This window comes from Chroococcidiopsis sp. [FACHB-1243] (assembly GCF_014696895.1).
Taxonomy (GTDB): Bacteria; Cyanobacteriota; Cyanobacteriia; order Cyanobacteriales; family Chroococcidiopsidaceae; genus Chroococcidiopsis.
On sequence record NZ_JACJQX010000028.1, the window covers coordinates 1 to 17,620 of the forward strand.

Consider the following 17,620-nt stretch of genomic DNA (forward strand, 5'->3'; position numbering starts at 1 on the left):
GCTTGTTGGCGCTTTCAAACTATACTCTTTTCTAGGTTCGGTCGCCCTCTCTAGCGCTCGCCTCTCGGCTTGCCTCTCTTCCGGCGCTTTACTAATCTATCAACCTTCTTCCTTCTTTGTCAACTACTCGGCAAAAAATATTTCTCGCTCTCTCCCTCTCCCCCCCCCTCCACACACGGGGTTAAAAAATTATTGAGGATTACTGCTTGACTCCCTGAGTAGTCCCTGCCCAACCGTGGGAGATTTGCGGTCGCGCTACAGTGTTAGGAAACATGGACTGGAAAGCAGAATCGCGATCGCCCAAACTTTCGTAGAAGAAGAAAGATACTCCTGCAAATCCTCGATTACGGACTGCTTGAACCTGCTGTTCAATCCGCTTCATAGGAGTAGGACGCTTTTTCAAACCTGCCAATATACCGATACTGACAGGAATACGGCTACTGACTGCTTTGATTTCTGAATGCTCTATTTCTTTAACGAAAGTTGTCAAATCATCTCGATAGACTTGTAAGACAACTTCCTCTACCAAACCCTTTTTTTCCCAAGTACGCCAATCTTGTAGAGACGTGTTATAAGCGTATTCGTGAGTATTTGGCGCTAGAGTCACGAGACAATCAGGTCTGCGAGTTTTGACCGCTTGATAAATTTGGGTCATTAACTGCGTAATTTTGTTAGCACGCCAGCGCATCCACTGCGGATGACGAGGATTGGTAGGCGGCTTCTTACCGCCATTTTCCCGCTGGTAGAGTCGGGTAGTAAACGTGTCATAGCCTAAGTCGATGGGCAAACTGAAGTGATCGTCGATTTGGATACCGTCTATGTCGTACTTCAAGACAATCTCGGCAACTAAGTTGACGATAAATCGTTGCACCATTGGATGAAAGGGATTAAGCCAAACTTGGTTATATTTATTTCCTTTAGAAATTTGGCGGGAGTTGCGGCGATAGGTAATCCAGTCTGGATGACGGCGGATGAGATCGGAATTGGCGGGTGCTTTTAACCCAAATTCAAGCCAGGGAATAACGCTCAGTCCTTGCTGGTGACTCTGTTGGACAATTTCGGCTAAAACATCTCTTCCTTTCAGCTTCGGATTGGGATCGAGCGATCTCCCAATTGTACGTTCTGCTACAGAGCTGGGATAGAGAGTATAGCCGCGATTCCAGACGGTAGGATAAACCGTGTTGAAGTTTAATTTTGCCAATCGTTGCAAAGCTTTGCTCAAGCGATCGCGGGAAAACAAAACATCGCTGTCAACATTGGTCAACCACACTCCCCGCACTTCAGTTTCTACAGGGTGAGGCTGAGATGCTACTTGTAGCGGTAGGTGTAGTAGCAAGACGATCGCCATACATAGACTGAATAAAGTTATAAACCAAGCTTGACGCTTACCCTTCACCAGTAATCCGTCCTTTTGAGAATTTGTTGGCAGTGGATTCGATCGTCGCACATCTCTTTTGCCAGCGGAAGATTGTCAAATTTCATATAGACTCGCAACCGATTGTAAACAGTTAAGTTAACGAGTTTGTCGTAAGGGTTCACAGCCGTGCGCCTCTACCACTCTTTCTAGCTATGTGTCATAATCCAGCCTGGATGCTATGTCTGAGGAAGTAGCTGATGGCATACGAATTAGAAAAACAGGTGGCGATCGCATCTGCAATCCGAGCAATCAAACTCTGCACGCAAATTCAGAGCGATTGCTTTGTTACTGCAATAGAAAAGCCAGATTTTAGTCCAGTAACAATTGCAGATTTAGGCGCTCAGGCTATTATCTGTCAGGCGATCGCGGCAGCTTTTCCTCAAGATGCAGTTGTAGGAGAAGAAGATGCAAAGTTGCTGCGACAATCGCATATGGCTGAGCAACTGGAACAGATCGCATCTTACGTGCGGTTACATATTCCAGAAACATCTGCTGAGACTGTCTTGGAGTGGATCGATCGCGGGAACGGTCAAGTAGGCGATCGCTTTTGGACTCTAGATCCGATTGACGGGACAAAAGGATTTTTACGCGGCAATCAATATGCGATCGCTCTCGCTTTGATTGAGGATGGAGAAGTCAAGCTAGGGGTGATGGGTTGCCCAGCACTACCACTAGACCTGAATCAGCCACAAGGCGAACGAGGAGTTTTATTTGTAGCTGTTAGGGGACAGGGAACAACTCAAATCGCTTTAAAAAGTGGAGTTTCTCAGCCAATTTTAGGGGCAAGAACCGCGAACAAAAGCAATTTCCGTTCGACGGAGAGTGTAGAGTCAAGACATGGTAATTTACCCTTACAACGAGCGATCGCACAAGCAGTTGGCATGACTTTCAAGCCGCTTTCGATCGATAGCATGGCGAAATATGCCGTAGTTGCTAGGGGTGAAGCTGCTCTTTATTTACGAATGCCTTGGGCAGAATATCCCGATTACCGCGAAAATATTTGGGATCATGCCGCAGGAGCAATCGTTTTAGAAGAGGCTGGCGGTCGTGTTTCAGATATGTACGGTAAGCCTTTGGAATTTGCTACCAATGCTAAGATGCTCAATAATCGGGGCATTATTGCTAGTAGTAGCGATATATATGATGCCGTGTTGGATGCACTGCAAGAGAAAGTCTAAGTCAACTTAAAGCTTGTGAGTATTAGGTTAACAGTCGAACATTTGCGGCTGATTTGCAGTCACGCAGAAAGTACTTATCCACATGAGTGCTGTGGCTTATTGCTGGGTAAGTTGAGTCAGGATGACAAAATTTTAGTAGAGGCGATCGCAACTGAAAATGTTTGGAATCCAACAGCTGCCGCAGATTTTCAAGCGATCGAGCCAAATCTGAATTTAGGTACGCAGAAGAATACTTACTATACGATCGCCCCAGAAGTGATGTTAAAAGTGCAAAAAGAGGCACGCGATCGCCAACTTGATATTATTGGGATTTATCATTCCCACCCCAACCATCCCGCAATTCCATCAGAATTCGATCGCCTCTGTGGGTGGCAAGCCTATTCGTATATCATTGTTTCAGTTCTCCAAGGCAAGGCTAGAGACGTATTGAGTTGGAGCCTTGACGATAACCATCAGTTCCAACCAGAAGAGATTGTCGTAGAAAGATTAATTTAGCGATCGCAAATTTAAGCACCAAAATTTAAGAATTGTATCGCGATCGTATTTAGTGTTTTTCCATTTAAGATACGATCTAGGGTCTGTCTGTATTCAAGATAGATTCCATCTCCCCATCACCCCCTCATGATGGTAATCAACCGGAGACGATGTTAATCCGCTCCTTTCCATCAAACTGTTATGCTCAATCCCAATTTGGATGAAATCCAACTCTCACAAGAAGAATACGAACGTTTTTCCCGCCATCTGATTTTGCCAGAAGTCGGACTGGAAGGACAAAAGCGTTTGAAAGCCGCCAGCGTACTGTGTATCGGTACGGGAGGTTTAGGCGCACCTCTGTTGCTGTACTTAGCAGCAGCTGGGATCGGACGCATCGGGATTGTCGATTTTGATATCGTCGATCGCTCCAATTTACAACGTCAGGTGATTCACGGCACATCTTGGGTTGGTAAACCGAAGATTGAATCTGCCAAAGAGCGAATTCTAGAGATTAATCCTCATTGTCAGGTTGACCTTTATGAAACGCGCTTGAGTTCGGAAAATGCGCTGGAAATCCTCAAACCATACGATATCGTCGCTGATGGAACTGACAATTTCCCTACGCGGTATTTGGTAAACGATGCTTGCGTGTTGTTAGATAAACCGAATGTTTACGGTTCTATTTTCCGATTTGAAGGACAAGCGACTGTATTTAACTATCAGGGTGGTCCTAACTACCGCGATTTATATCCCGAACCCCCACCACCTGGGATGGTTCCTTCCTGCGCTGAAGGTGGGGTACTGGGAGTGCTGTGTGGCATCATTGGCACAATTCAAGCAACAGAAACTGTCAAAATCATTTTGGGTAAAGGAACGACTTTGAGCGGGCGTTTGTTGTTATACAATGCCCTCGATATGAAGTTCCGCGAGTTGAAGTTGCGTCCCAATCCCGTGCGTCCGGTAATTGAAAAGTTGGTAGATTACGAACAATTCTGTGGGATTCCCCAAGCGAAAGCAGAGGAGGCAAAACAGCAGATGAATATTCAAGAAATGACAGTACAGGAATTGAAGCAGTTACTCGATAGCGGCGCTGATGATTTTGTGCTGCTAGATGTGCGTAACCCGCACGAGTATGAAATTGCGAAGATTCCCGGTTCGGTATTAGTGCCTTTGCCAGATATTGAGAATGGCGAAGGTGTGGAGAAAGTAAAAGAAATACTCAACGGTCATCGGTTAATTGCTCATTGTAAAGCAGGAATGCGATCGGCTAAGGCTTTGGGTATTTTGAAGCAAGCTGGGATTGAAGGGACAAATGTGAAGGGTGGAATTACTGCCTGGAGTCAGGAAATCGATCCTTCTGTGCCTCAATATTAGATCCCCCTGCCCCCCTTAAAAAGGGGGAAATAATGCAATACCTATCAGTAGGGGCGCACATCTGTGCGCCCCTACTGATAGGTATATCCCATGTGTAGGTACAAAAAAAGTAGAGACATTAAATCAATGTTTCTACTTGAAGAACTACCTATGTTTAGTTAAACTGTCGCTGAAACAGGTTGATTCAGTGCTTGCTTTAAGATATCTGCCTTGTCGGTTTTTTCCCAAGGTAAGTCTAAGTCGTTTCGTCCCAAATGACCGTAGGCAGCAACATCTTGATAGAAGCGACCGCCTCTTTCAGCTGGTAGATTACGCAAGTTGAAGGCGTGGATAATACCAGCTGGACGAAGTTCAAAATTCTGTTGGACTAACTCCAGCAAACGGTCTTCGTCAATTTTGCCAGTGCCGAATGTTTCTACTAAAATGCTAACGGGTCGCGCTACACCGATCGCATAACTCAGTTGCACTTCGCACTTGTCAGCTAACCCAGCAGCTACAATATTTTTCGCCACGTAGCGGCAAGCATAAGCGGCACTGCGGTCTACTTTAGTGGGGTCTTTACCGGAAAAAGCACCGCCACCATGCCGTGAATATCCACCGTAGGTATCGACGATAATTTTACGTCCAGTTAAGCCGGAGTCACCTTGAGGACCGCCAATGACAAACTTGCCTGTAGGGTTGACTAAAAAGCGAGTTTGTGCATCTGGTTTTACCTCAATATCGGCAAAGACTGGCTCTACAACTGCCGACCAGAGGTCTTCTCTAATCTTAGCTTGTACTGCTTTTTCGTCGGTGATGTCACCAATCGTTGGTGCGTGCTGAGTCGAGATGAGAATTGTATCGATTCCTACAGGTCGTCCATCCTCATAGGCAATGGTGACTTGAGTTTTGCCATCAGGACGCAAGTACGCCAATTGACCAGTTTTCCGCACTGCGGCTAGACGGCGAGAAATGCGGTGGGCAAGGCTGATAGGCAAAGGCATTAATTCGGGGGTTTCGTTACAAGCGAAACCAAACATGATTCCTTGGTCGCCCGCACCCGTAGAATCAAATATTTCTTCACTCGATTTTTCGCGAGTTTCTTGAGCTGTATTTACCCCTTGAGCAATATCAGGTGATTGTTCGTCTAGGGCAACTAGTACGGAACAGCTATTGGAACAAAAGCCATTGACAGCATCGGTATAGCCAATTTCAGCAATTTTTTGTCTAGCTAAATTGACATAATTAACTTGAGCTTTGCTAGTAATTTCACCTGTAATTAAGACTAATCCAGTATTAACAACTACCTCTGCCGCGACTCGGCTGGTGGGGTCTTGCGCCAGTAGTGCGTCTAAGATAGTGTCAGAAATTTGATCGCAGATTTTATCAGGATGACCTTCGGTGACTGATTCTGAGGAAAATAGGTAGCGACGAGACAAAGGCAGTTCCTCCTTGGAGTTGCTGATATTGAGTAAGTTTGCTTTGAGTGTAGCTATGTCAATCGGCGATCGCCGCCGTTTTACCACTATTTACAATTATTGTGTGGGTGCCATCCCCTCAGCGATTAAAAGCTAGATAGACGGTGTGTATTTTAGCCTATCTCAAACAAGTCGGTTTGTAAAAATTCTAGTAGGAAATTTGCCATCTTAACGCAACAGGTGTATTAAGTCTGTGTAAAGTTCGATCGTTTCACAGCTAACCTAAAATGCGCTTAAGTAAGGGTAACTTGCCGCGATAGGGAGGATAGCGTAAATTAATCTCGATCGCCAGAGAACGATACAGTACGCTCTTGTAGTGCGAAAATATGTCAAAACTAGCCTTGCCGTGATATTTTCCCATGCCACTACTACCCACTCCACCAAAGGGTAATGTGGGAACGACAAATTGCAATACGGTGTCGTTGATGCAGGCGCTACCAGAGGAAGTTTCTTCTAGAACGCGCTTTTGCAGGTTTCTATCACGAGAAAAGAGGTACAAAGCCAACGGTTTCGATCCTTGATTAACAATCGCGATCGCCTCAGATATATCTTGGTAAGTCACGACTGGTAAAATAGGACCAAAAATTTCTGACTGCATTGCTAGCACGTTTGGGGAGGCTAACTCAATGACAGTGGGTGCAATATAGCGTGACTCGGCATCTGTTTCTCCCCCAAAAACTATCTTGCCATCCGCTAGCAAGGCAACTAAGAGATCGAATTGTTTGCGATCGATAATTCTGCCATAATCGGGGCTATTCGCGGGTTGCGTGCCGTAAAATTCAGCGATGCATTTTTGAATTCTCTCGATAAATTGTTGTTTAATTGCCTCCGGGACTAAAAGATAGTCGGGGGCAATACAACTTTGTCCAGCATTAATAAATTTTCCCCAAGTAATTCGCTTGGCAGCATACTCAAGATTGATGTCAGTATCGACAATGCAAGGACTTTTACCGCCTAGTTCTAAGATAACTGGAGTTAAGTGCTTGGCTGCCGCTGCCATCACAATTTTACCTATATTCGTACTCCCCGTAAAAAAGATCAGATCGAATTTTTCTGTTAAGAGTTTTTGACTAGTTTCGACTCCGCCTTCCACCACTGAAATATATGTGGAATCAAAATATTTTTGTAACATTTTAGCTAAGACCGCAGCAGCGTGAGTAGCGATTTCTGATGGTTTAATAATCGTACAGTTGCCCGCTGCGATCGCCCCTACAAGTGGAGTAATAGCTAACTGCAATGGATAATTCCACGGACTAATAATTAAAACAATTCCTAGCGGTTCTGGATAGATTTTGCCAGCACCAGGTAGTTGTTCAAGCGGAACGGTAGCTTTATGGGGTTTTATCCAACTTTTTAGATGTTTGATGGCGTAGTCGATCTCTTTCTTGACTACGGTAATTTCTGTTAAGTATATTTCAACAACTGGTTTATGGAGATCTGCTTGTAATGCCTCGTTAATAGCAGTTTCGTACTCAACTATCGCCTGTTTGAGGATTTTTAGCTGGGTAAGCCGAAAGTCTATCGATCTCGTTTTACCAGTTTGAAAAAATTCTCTTTGTTGGCATACTAAAGTAGAGTAATTCATATTTTTTCTTAATTCCACTACACTTTGATAGTGAAGTGCTTGCAATAGCGCCTGCGATCTTGATAGAATTTATTTCATAATGGAAATATTATAACTTTTTTAAATTTAAACTCTATTCTTATTATTAAACAAGAACACTTTACTACAAGTAGCTTTTTAGAGCAAGTCACAACAGCGATCGCTTCTCATAAAATCAATTGCAGAAAAGTCTAGCTCAACGCGAGCGATCGCCCTTGCAAATGACAAATGACGAATGACAAACAACAAGCGAATCTACTTCATCACAGGTAAGCTAACCCTAAAAGTACTACCTTTTCCAAGCTCTGAATCAACTTGTAGCGTACCTTGATGGGCTTCGACAATGCGACGTGATAAATACAGTCCTAAACCGCTACCGGAACGCCTATGGCTACCTTGACGGAATCGTTGAAACAAAGTCTCTCTATCTTCAAAGGAAATACCGGAACCCGTATCAATGACATCTACTTGTAAATAAGTGTCAGGATTGGTAGACACGCAAATGGTAACGGAACCTTTATCGGTAAATTTAAGGGCGTTGCCCACCAGATTAGTAAAGAGACGATGCAATTCCAAGCGATCGCCAGAAACTTTCACAGATGGAATTGGCTGCTGTTGTTGTAACTGGAGCGATACACCTTTATCTCGCGCTAGAGGAGATAGTTCTTTTACAATATCCTCTAGCAAATTTTGCAAGTCTACTGGAAAGAATGCCAAAGTCTTGCGCCCAGCCTCAAAACGATAGACTTCCAACAGCGTATTGACCATTTGCAGCAGATTTTGATTGCTGCGAATCATCGTTGCGATCGCTTCATGGATCGGCGGCGATAGTTCTCCTAACGCCCCTTGCGCGAGAAGTACGAGCATTCGGTCAGCAGCAACAAGGGGAGTGCGAAGGTCGTGCGTTAAACGAGAGACAAAATCTTCTCTTTGACGGGCAATTTCATCCCGTTCGTCTACGCTGTGCTTCAACCGTAGTAGCGATCGCACTCTTGCCAAAAGTTCTTCGACTTCGACAGGCTTGCGAATAAAATCGTCTGCACCCGTATCCAAACCTTTAGCCACACTAGGTTGATCGTAAGCAGTAATCAGTAAAATTGGAATGAAAGGTAGTTTGGCATTTTGCCGGAGGCGCTGAGTCACTTCAAACCCATCCATTCCTGGCATCATGACATCAAGCAGAACGAGATGAGGCGGTGATTTTTCAACTTCTGCTATTGCAGTGGGACCATCTTCTGCCGTAGTAATGGTGTATCCTTCTTCCTCCAAAATCGTTTGAATTAGGAACACATTATCGGGAGAGTCGTCAACCACGAGGATTCGATCGGCTTTGGAGGATGGGATAGTCATGAAATCCGCACACTGCTCAATAAATTAAGATTTTAATATTTTCTAAATATCTATTCGTTGGCATCATTCTTCCTTGTCATTCCAAAATTAACCTCTTACCCAAGAGAGAATGTTTCTCCAACTACAGATCGTTACATTTTTCGGCAATGTTTCGATCGCGGTAGTAAATTCACCTGCCGAGCGAGCAATTGAGGCAAAAAGTTTGCTTCGGCAGATAGATAACAATCTGAAATAATTAGCATCAGCGATCGCTATGGAAAAACTCAGAAGTCGTAGGGGTGGGTTTTGACCAAAAATTCTGAGCTTTGGCTCATCTATTTGCGCGCACCCGCCCGTACTTCAAGCCAGCAACGTTTCACGCACTACACTTAACACCATTTAAAACAAAAAATATCTTTGTGCCATTGGTAAGATTGTAGCTGGTTCGCAAGTGAGAAGCTCTCCATCTGCCCTAACTTCGTAGGTTTCAGGATCGACTTCGATACGAGGTAGGGCATCGTTTAATTTTAAATCCTGCTTACCGATTTGACGGGTTTGTGAGACAGCAACAGCAGGTTTTTGTAAACCTAACCGAGTAGGAATTTCTTGTTCTAGGGCAATTTGAGAAATAAAAGTCAAGGATGTTGCCGCGATCGCACCGCCAAAACTAGCAAACATGGGACGCATGTGAACTGGTTGGGGAGTGGGAATACTAGCGTTAGCATCACCCATTTGCGACCAAGCAATTAATCCGCCTTTCAGCACAATTTCTGGCTTCACACCAAAAAAAGCCGGTCGCCAGAGACACAAATCGGCAAGTTTCCCAACTTCCACAGAACCGACATAATTAGCAATACCGTGGGTAATAGCGGGGTTGATCGTGTACTTGGCAACGTACCTTTTGGCGCGGAAATTGTCATTTTCTATAGATCCCCCCACTACCCCCCCTTGAGAAGGGGGGGATAAATACCCGCGCTGTACTTTCATTTTATGTGCCGTCTGCCAAGTACGGATAATAACTTCTCCTACTCTTCCCATCGCTTGAGAGTCGGAGGAAATCATGCTGAATGCCCCTAAATCGTGCAAAATATCTTCCGCCGCGATCGTTTCTCGACGAATGCGCGACTCGGCAAAGGCGACATCTTCGGCAATACTGGGATCGAGGTGGTGGCACACCATCAACATATCTAAGTGTTCGTCCAGAGTGTTGAGCGTGTAAGGGCGCGTGGGATTAGTAGAAGATGGTAAAACGTTGGCTTCACCGCAAACTTTAATAATGTCTGGGGCGTGACCGCCGCCAGCCCCTTCGGTGTGGTATGTATGAATCGCCCGCCCTTGAAAAGCACCGATGGTAGTTTCAACAAACCCAGCTTCGTTGAGGGTATCGGTGTGAATCGCGACTTGGACATCGTATTCGTCGGCGACATCCAAACAAGTATCGATCGCGGCGGGAGTCGTTCCCCAATCTTCGTGCAATTTCAAACCCATTGCCCCAGCTGCAATCTGTTCGACTAAGCCTTGAGGTTGACTGCTGTTACCTTTACCGAGAAAACCTAAATTGACGGGAAAAGCATCGGCGGCTTGTAACATCCGGTAAATGTTCCAGGGTCCAGGGGTACAAGTCGTGGCATTCGTACCTGTAGCGGGTCCCGTACCCCCGCCAATCATTGTCGTTACACCAGAGGCGATCGCCGTTTCAATTTGCTGGGGACAGATAAAGTGAATGTGACTGTCGATCCCGCCAGCCGTGACGATCGTACCTTCTCCCGCTAAAACTTCCGTACCAGGACCGATGATAATATCTACGTTGTCTTGAATGTAAGGATTGCCAGCTTTGCCAATTTTGTAAATCTTGCCGTCTTTAATCCCGATATCAGCTTTGACAATACCCCACCAATCGAGAATTAAAGCGTTGGTAATGACTAAATCAACAGCACCATCAGCATTAGCAATGGGAGATTGTCCCATCCCATCGCGGATGACTTTACCACCGCCAAACTTGACTTCATCGCCGTAGGTGGTAAAGTCTCGTTCGACTTCGATAAATAATTCTGTATCGGCGAGACGGATACGATCGCCCACTGTAGGTCCGAAGGTTTCGGCGTAGGCGCGGCGATCCATGCGATAGCTCATAGATATTCCTTGTCAGAGTCTATAGGAGATTGAACCACACAGATACAGAAAATACAGAGAAAAAATTTATATAGGTTTCACAAACTCTACGCAAACTATCCCTCCAGCGCCCCATTGACACTACCGTTGAAGCCATAGACTTGTCTGGTTCCAGCTAAGGGAATAATGGTAACTTCCCGTTCGTCTCCTGGTTCAAACCGGACAGCCGTACCTGCGGGAATATCTAAGCGCATCCCTTTTGCCCGTTCTCGATCGAATTCTAAGGCAGGATTGACTTCAAAAAAATGATAATGAGAGCCAACTTGGATCGGGCGATCGCCTGTATTTGCTACTCGTAAAACAGTTGTGGGACGACCTGCATTTAATTCGATTTCCCCTGGCTGGACAAGCGTTTCACCTGGAATCATTGCCTATTCCTCTTCTTGCTATTTACTGATGAAATAAAAACATTGTAGCGATCGCTGACACCAAGCGCTTTCGCACGCCAAAATATAATCGGTTTGGTGTCAACTATTGCTAGTCACCAAATCTTATGCACAAAATGTTAATTAGTGCAAACTTGTTTGAAGTTCATTATGAACTTACTTCAAAAAATTGCTATGGGCAATTTTTTTCTATGTTATTGAAAATACACTTGGTTAACCAAAAGTGAGTACGATCGCTATTTCTGGCTATGAGATTATTAACAAAATTTACGAAAGCGATCGCTCGGTGGTTTATCGAGCGTGGCGAATCCGCGATCGTCAACCAAGTATTCTGAAAATTTTAAAAGCAGAGCAACCTAGCTTAGAAGAGCTGATTCGGTACAAGCAAGAATATGAGATCGCCCATTCTTTAAATTTATCTGGAGTCGTAAAAGCTTACAGTTTAGAAAATTTCCACAACACTATATTAATTACTTTAGAAGATTTTGGTGGTGAGTCTTTAGAAAATCTCAATAAAGCTAAAAATATCAGCCTCAAAGATTTTCTTGAAATTGCTATTCTCATAGTAGAGAGTTTATGCCAAATTCATGCGGCAAATATAATTCATAAAAATATTAGTCCGGCTAATATAGTTTTTAATTCTGCTACCAAGCAACTCAAAATTACTGACTTTGGAGTTGCTACTGTTTTATCTAAAGAAACTCCTGATTTTGGTCATCCTAGTATTTTAGAAGGAACTCTGAGTTACATATCTCCAGAACAAACTGGCAGAATGAATCGCAATGTTGATTATCGAACAGATTTTTATTCTTTAGGAGCAACTTTCTATCAATTACTCACCCACCAACTACCATTTGATACTGACGATCCTTTAGAACTCATTCATTGTCACCTTGCTAAGCAGCCAATTCCGCCCCACCAAATCGATCCTAGTATCCCCCTAGCTCTTTCACAAATTGTTATAAGACTACTGGCAAAAACCGCAGAAGCACGTTACCAAAGTGCCTGGGGAATCAGGGCAGACTTAAAAAATTGTTGGCAGCAATTAGAGAATAATCATACTATTACAGAATTTGAATTAGGCAAAGAAGATATTTCCGACAAACTACAAATTCCCCAAAAGCTTTACGGTAGAGAACGAGAGATCGAGATTTTACTTGATGCTTTCGAGCGGGGAGCAACTCAAAATTCAAAATTCGATTCCACACAACTTTCTTACCGTCAACCGTCTTCACACAGTGTAGAGCCAGCGTTTACCGTCAACTATCAACCGTCAATTACCAACCACCAACCACCAATTACCGATTACCAATTCAAACCCGAATTAGTCTTAGTCCGTGGATATGCTGGAATTGGCAAATCATCTCTCGTACAGGAAACTTTTAAATTAGTTACTCAAAAAAAAGGATATTTTGTTCGAGGAAAATACGAGCAATATCAACGGCATATTCCTTATTTTGGCTTAATTAAAGCACTGCAAGAATTAGTTCGTCAACTCTTATTAGAAGACTCAGATCGATTAGCAAAGTGGCGAGATTGTATTCTCACTGCTTGCGGAGAGAATATCGGCGTTCTGATCGATGTTGTTCCCGATTTATCATTGCTTTTAGGTCAACACTCAGCGATCACAACTTTAAACTTAACAGCAGCAGAGCATCGGTTTAAATTAGTATTTCAAAAGTTGATTCAAGTATTTGCCCAGGCAGAACATCCACTCATAATTTTTTTAGACGATCTTCAGTGGGTAGATAGAGCTACCTTACAATTAATTCAGATTTTAGTCACGGAAGGAAAGCAGTATTTATTTTTGATTGGGGCATATCGAGACAATGAGGTTAATATTTTTCATCCTCTCAGCTTGAGTTTAGAAGAGTTAACCAAATTTGGAGTCACAATTCATTATATCTCTTTAACACCTCTTAATATATCTCAGATTAATCAGCTACTTTTGGAAACTCTTAAGTGCGATCGCAAGGTGACAGAACCTCTAGCAAAACTGATTTTGAAAACAAATCATGGCAATCCATTTTTTATTAATGAATTTATCACTTATTTAGAAACAGAAACCTTATTGAAATTTGAACGAGCGAGGCAAGTTTGGGATTGGGACTTAACAGAAATTCAACTAGCTCAAGCAACTCATAATAATCTTACCGAGCTTCTCGTTAAGAAAATTCAAAAGCTTAATGACGATACACAACAGATTTTAAAGCTAGCAGCATGTATTGGTAGCTCGTTTGAGTTATCTACTTTAGTTGGCTGTATGACAAAACCTGCTGAAGTCATAGTGGCACTTCTACAACCAGCGATCGCTACTAGTTTAATTATCCCTATTGGCAACGATTGCACGGCAATTAAGTTAGGTATTTCTCTAACACGAATATTAACAGTAAGATACAAATTCGCTCACGATCGCATTCAACAAGCCGCCTACTCGTCGATTTCAGAAGATAAAAAACAAACTTTGCATCAAATAGTTGGTCGAACCTTACTACAAAATACTCCATCAGACAAGCAAGAAGAAAAAATTTTTGATATTGTCAATCATCTGAATTTTAGTATCTCTTTGTTACAGAACCAAACTGAAAAAGATGAATTAGCAGCACTAAACTTAACTGCTGCCAAAAAAGCTAAAGAATCCATTGCCTATGAGTCAGCATTGAGTTATGCAAGTTTGGGTATCAAACTGATTGAGGAAAAAAGCTGGCAACGACAATACGAGCTTTCCCTTGCTTTATTTTTAGAAGCAGCGGCAGCAGCATATTTGTGTGGTAGATTTACCTTAACAGAAAATTATACAGATATCGTACTACAACAAGCAAAAGATTTATTAGATAAAGTTAAAGTTTATGAAATTAAAATTCTCGCTCATGTTGCTCAAGGAAAACCACTTGCAGCTGTCAACATAGCAATATACGCCTTGCGGCTTTTAGGAGTTAATCTACCTCACAGAGCGAGTAAATTTAAGATTTTACTAGCGGCGATCGCCACCAAATTTAGCTTATGCAATAAACAAATTGAGGCATTAATTAATCTACCACCTATGAGCAATCCCCATACATTAGCAGCTATGAAAATTATGGGAATTGCAGGTTCGCCTACATATAATGCTGCACCGCAATTCACTCCTTTATTGGCATTTGCTGGAGTCAATCTATCACTAAAATATGGCAATACAGCAATGTCTGCTTATGGTTATGCCAGTTATGGAGTGATGTTATGTGGCATATTGGGGAATATTGATGCTGGCTATCAATTTGGTAAACTTGCTTTAGACCTATTAGAAAAGTTTCAGGCAAAGGAATTAAAAGCTAGAACCTTCATGGTGTTTAATAATTTTATTCGACACTGGAAGGAACATGTTAGAGAAGGCTTACCATCCCTCATAGAAGCTTATCGAAGTGGACTAGACACTGGCGACATTGAATTTGCTGCCTATTGCGGATTTATTTACTGCTACCATTCCTATTTTGTCGGCAAGGAATTGACAGCACTCGCTCAAGAAATGGAAACATATTTGCAAGCAAGCGATCGCCTCAAACAAGAGACAGCCTTGCATTTACTACAACTCTATAAACAATCTGTTGCAAACTTGTTGGGGACAACAGAAAATCCGTGCTTTTTTAGTGGCGAGTACTACGACGAAAAAAAGATGTTGTCATTACTATCAGCAGTGAATCATAAAACTGCTTTATTTCACTTCTATTGTCAGAAACTTGTACTCAATTATCTATTCGAGGCATACGATCGCGCTACTGAAAATGCATTGCAAGCAAAAAAATATATAGATGGTGTTATTGCTTCTCTATCTTTACCTGTCTTTAATTTTTATCATTCTTTAACTTTAATATCCACATGTAACTCTACTTCAGCTTGGCAAAAAAAGCGCATTTTAAAACTTGTCAAGATGAATCAAAGGCAAATGCAAAAATGGGCGAATTCTGCGCCAATGAATTATTTGCATAAGTATTATTTAGTTGAAGCTGAGAAAAATCGAGTTCTTGGCGATTTTATGCGAGCAATAGATGACTACGATCGCGCCATTGTTTTAGCTCAAAAACATATATATTTGCAAGAAGAAGCATTAGCAAACGAACTAGCAGCCAAATTTTATTTAGAATTAGGTAAAGACACGATTGCTCGTATTCATCTTTTAAATGCTAGATCTTGTTATTTAGTTTGGGGTGCAACAGCTAAGGTAAAAGCTTTAGATACCAAATATGTTCAATTACTATTTACTTTAACAAATCAGTCTCATAAATTCACTGCAAGCCATAACATTAATATTCATACATCCGATCGCTTGCTCGATTTAAATACATTCATTAAAACCGCGCAAATCATTTCTGGCGAAATTGTTTTTCAGGATTTAATTCACAAAATAATGCAAACTGCAATCGAGAATGCCGGCGCGGAGTTAGGTTTTTTATTATTGGTGCGAGATAAAAAGCTAGTTATAGAAGCAGCTATATCTGTTACATCAGCCGAGCAGACGCTCTCGTTTCCTATACCATTGACAAGCGATCTGCTACCAATTTCTTTAATTAATTATGTAGCCGAGCATAAACTTGATGTCGTTCTACAAAATACTATTGATAGTTACAACTTTGCCCGCGATCCTTACGTTCAATCGCATAAACCTAAATCGGTATTGTGCGCCCCTATTTTGAATCAAAATCAACTCGTAGGCATTTTCTATTTAGAAAATAATCTTGCCACAGGTGCATTTACGAGCGATCGCTTGGAGATTTTGCGATTGCTGTGTTCTCAAGCTGCAATTTCCTTAAAAAATGCCCAACTATACCAAGACTTACAGCGATCGGAACTGAAAGAACGAGAAAAAGCAAGTCAGTTAGAAAAATCATTAAAAGAACTGCAAATTGCGCAAGATCGTCTCGTACAAGTTCAAGAACAACTACTGCATGATGCCTTTCACGATCCCCTCACTGATTTACCCAATCGTGCTTGGTTGATCGAGCGTTTAGAACAAGCAATCAAAATGCACAAACGCTATCCAGATTATCTCTACGCTTTACTATTTATCGACCTAGACCGTTTTAAAGTTGTGAATGATAGTTTAGGGCATTTGGTAGGAGATGAGTTAATTAAAAGTGTTGCTGGCAGGTTAAAACTTGCTTTACGTGCCTCAGATACAGTGGCGCGACTCGGAGGCGATGAATTTGTAATTCTACTAGAAAACATTCGCGATCTTGAAGAAGCGACTGTGGTAGCAGACAGAATTCAAGCACGCTTAAAGCAACCGTATCGACTGCTGGAATATGAAGTTTTTACCAGCGCGAGTATTGGCATCACGTTCAGCACGATGAATTACGAACGAGCAAGCGATGTTCTCAGAGATGCGGATGCAGCCATGTATCATGCTAAAGAGCAACATAAAGGGCGATATCAAATCTTTGCCCCCGCAATGCAAGCCCGCGCGATCGCCCGTTTGCAATTAGAAAGCGATTTACGACGGGCGATCGCCCAACAAGAATTATCCTTACATTACCAACCAATTATTCAACTTTCTAGCGGTTGTCTGACTGGATTTGAAGCTTTGATCCGCTGGTATCATCCCCAGCAAGGTTGGATCGCACCAACAGAATTCATTCCAGTTGCAGAAGAAACTGGATTAATCGATTCTTTGGGTTGGTGGGTATTGCATCAAGCTTGTCTACAATTACAAACTTGGCGCGAACGATTTCCTAAATATCATAGCCTTGCAGTCAACGTTAATTTGTCAGTGCAACAACTCAAACAAGCAGATGCAGCCGAACGGATCGAGCAAATTTTACAGACAACTCAATTGCCAGGAGAATGTTTGAAACTTGAAATTACCGAAAGCTGCTTGTTAGAAACAACAGACTTAGCCCCACAGTTACTAGAACGTCTCCAAGCTTTAGGAGTTCAACTGTGTATCGATGATTTCGGTACGGGTTATTCTTCTCTAAGTCGCCTGCACGATCTACCCATTGATACGCTGAAAATCGATCGCTCTTTTGTCAACCATCTCGAATCTAGTCGTCACACCGAAATCGTCCAGACAATCGTTACACTAGCACGCAGTTTGGGCATAGATGCAGTAGCAGAAGGCATAGAAACCCAATTGCAGTTAGAAAAACTACAACAGCTTGGCTGCGATTTAGGACAAGGATATTTATTTTCTCAGCCTGTAGACAGTCAGAAGGCGGAAAGATGGTTGGTAATTGGTAATTGGTAATTGGTAAGTA

11 protein-coding genes are annotated in these 17,620 nt (G+C 42.6%); 5 read left to right on the plus strand and 6 right to left on the minus strand.

Annotation, left to right across the window (positions count from 1 at the left end; all coding sequences use genetic code 11):
• Positions 1 to 199 precede the first annotated feature (199 nt).
• Entirely contained in the window at positions 200 to 1,396 is a 1,197-nt protein-coding gene (locus H6G17_RS20325) for a family 10 glycosylhydrolase (protein ID WP_192160258.1), read from the minus strand.
• A 218-nt stretch (positions 1,397 to 1,614) separates the two neighbouring features.
• On the opposite strand from H6G17_RS20325, the gene H6G17_RS20330 reads away from it, so the two are divergent.
• The 3 genes from H6G17_RS20330 to moeB all read left to right on the plus strand — a co-directional run bounded on the left by H6G17_RS20330 (position 1,615) and on the right by moeB (position 4,443).
• Complete coding sequence (locus tag H6G17_RS20330; RefSeq protein WP_192160260.1) at positions 1,615 to 2,595, plus strand: 3'(2'),5'-bisphosphate nucleotidase; 981 nt, start codon at positions 1,615 to 1,617, stop codon at positions 2,593 to 2,595.
• Positions 2,596 to 2,610: 15 nt separating this feature from the next.
• Complete coding sequence (locus tag H6G17_RS20335) at positions 2,611 to 3,090, plus strand: Mov34/MPN/PAD-1 family protein (protein WP_192160262.1); 480 nt, start codon at positions 2,611 to 2,613, stop codon at positions 3,088 to 3,090.
• Positions 3,091 to 3,270: 180 nt separating this feature from the next.
• Positions 3,271 to 4,443: a molybdopterin-synthase adenylyltransferase MoeB gene (gene moeB / locus H6G17_RS20340; protein ID WP_192160263.1), complete on the plus strand. Its 1,173-nt coding sequence runs from the start codon at positions 3,271 to 3,273 to the stop codon at positions 4,441 to 4,443.
• Positions 4,444 to 4,601: 158 nt separating this feature from the next.
• Here moeB and metK read toward each other — a convergent pair whose 3' ends face one another.
• The 3 genes from metK to H6G17_RS20355 all read right to left on the minus strand — a co-directional run bounded on the left by metK (position 4,602) and on the right by H6G17_RS20355 (position 8,853).
• Positions 4,602 to 5,861 (minus strand): methionine adenosyltransferase, encoded by a 1,260-nt coding sequence (gene metK, locus H6G17_RS20345; RefSeq protein WP_192160417.1) that lies wholly within the window; start codon positions 5,859 to 5,861, stop codon positions 4,602 to 4,604.
• Positions 5,862 to 6,117: 256 nt separating this feature from the next.
• Complete coding sequence (locus tag H6G17_RS20350; protein WP_192160265.1) at positions 6,118 to 7,485, minus strand: aldehyde dehydrogenase family protein; 1,368 nt, start codon at positions 7,483 to 7,485, stop codon at positions 6,118 to 6,120.
• Positions 7,486 to 7,758: 273 nt separating this feature from the next.
• Positions 7,759 to 8,853 carry a hybrid sensor histidine kinase/response regulator gene (locus H6G17_RS20355; protein ID WP_192160267.1) on the minus strand — a complete coding sequence of 365 codons (1,095 nt, stop codon included), beginning with the start codon at positions 8,851 to 8,853 and terminating at the stop codon, positions 7,759 to 7,761.
• A gap of 109 nt (positions 8,854 to 8,962) precedes the next feature.
• Here H6G17_RS20355 and H6G17_RS34210 point away from each other — a divergent pair, with 109 nt between their 5' ends.
• Entirely contained in the window at positions 8,963 to 9,088 is a 126-nt protein-coding gene (locus H6G17_RS34210; RefSeq protein WP_277876053.1) for a hypothetical protein, read from the plus strand.
• A gap of 143 nt (positions 9,089 to 9,231) precedes the next feature.
• Here H6G17_RS34210 and ureC read toward each other — a convergent pair whose 3' ends face one another.
• Positions 9,232 to 10,965 carry an urease subunit alpha gene (ureC, locus tag H6G17_RS20360; protein WP_192160270.1) on the minus strand — a complete coding sequence of 578 codons (1,734 nt, stop codon included), beginning with the start codon at positions 10,963 to 10,965 and terminating at the stop codon, positions 9,232 to 9,234.
• A gap of 95 nt (positions 10,966 to 11,060) precedes the next feature.
• Positions 11,061 to 11,372, minus strand: a complete 312-nt coding sequence (locus H6G17_RS20365) for an urease subunit beta (protein ID WP_192160279.1) — start codon at positions 11,370 to 11,372, stop codon at positions 11,061 to 11,063.
• 241 nt (positions 11,373 to 11,613) lie between these two features.
• Between H6G17_RS20365 and H6G17_RS20370 the strand changes: the two genes are divergently transcribed.
• Positions 11,614 to 17,610: an EAL domain-containing protein gene (locus H6G17_RS20370; protein ID WP_192160281.1), complete on the plus strand. Its 5,997-nt coding sequence runs from the start codon at positions 11,614 to 11,616 to the stop codon at positions 17,608 to 17,610.
• The last annotated feature ends 10 nt before the right edge of the window (positions 17,611 to 17,620 follow it).

Excerpts from the sequence above, each read along its gene's own strand:
- H6G17_RS20330 (WP_192160260.1), top strand. The coding sequence starts at position 1,615 with ATGGCATACGAATTAGAAAAACAGGTGGCGATCGCATCTGCAATCCGA.
- moeB (WP_192160263.1), top strand. The coding sequence starts at position 3,271 with ATGCTCAATCCCAATTTGGATGAAATCCAACTCTCACAAGAAGAATAC.
- H6G17_RS20350 (WP_192160265.1), bottom strand. The coding sequence starts at position 7,485 with ATGAATTACTCTACTTTAGTATGCCAACAAAGAGAATTTTTTCAAACT.
- H6G17_RS20355 (WP_192160267.1), bottom strand. The coding sequence starts at position 8,853 with ATGACTATCCCATCCTCCAAAGCCGATCGAATCCTCGTGGTTGACGAC.
- H6G17_RS34210 (WP_277876053.1), top strand. The coding sequence starts at position 8,963 with ATGTTTCTCCAACTACAGATCGTTACATTTTTCGGCAATGTTTCGATC.
- ureC (WP_192160270.1), bottom strand. The coding sequence starts at position 10,965 with ATGAGCTATCGCATGGATCGCCGCGCCTACGCCGAAACCTTCGGACCT.
- H6G17_RS20365 (WP_192160279.1), bottom strand. The coding sequence starts at position 11,372 with ATGATTCCAGGTGAAACGCTTGTCCAGCCAGGGGAAATCGAATTAAAT.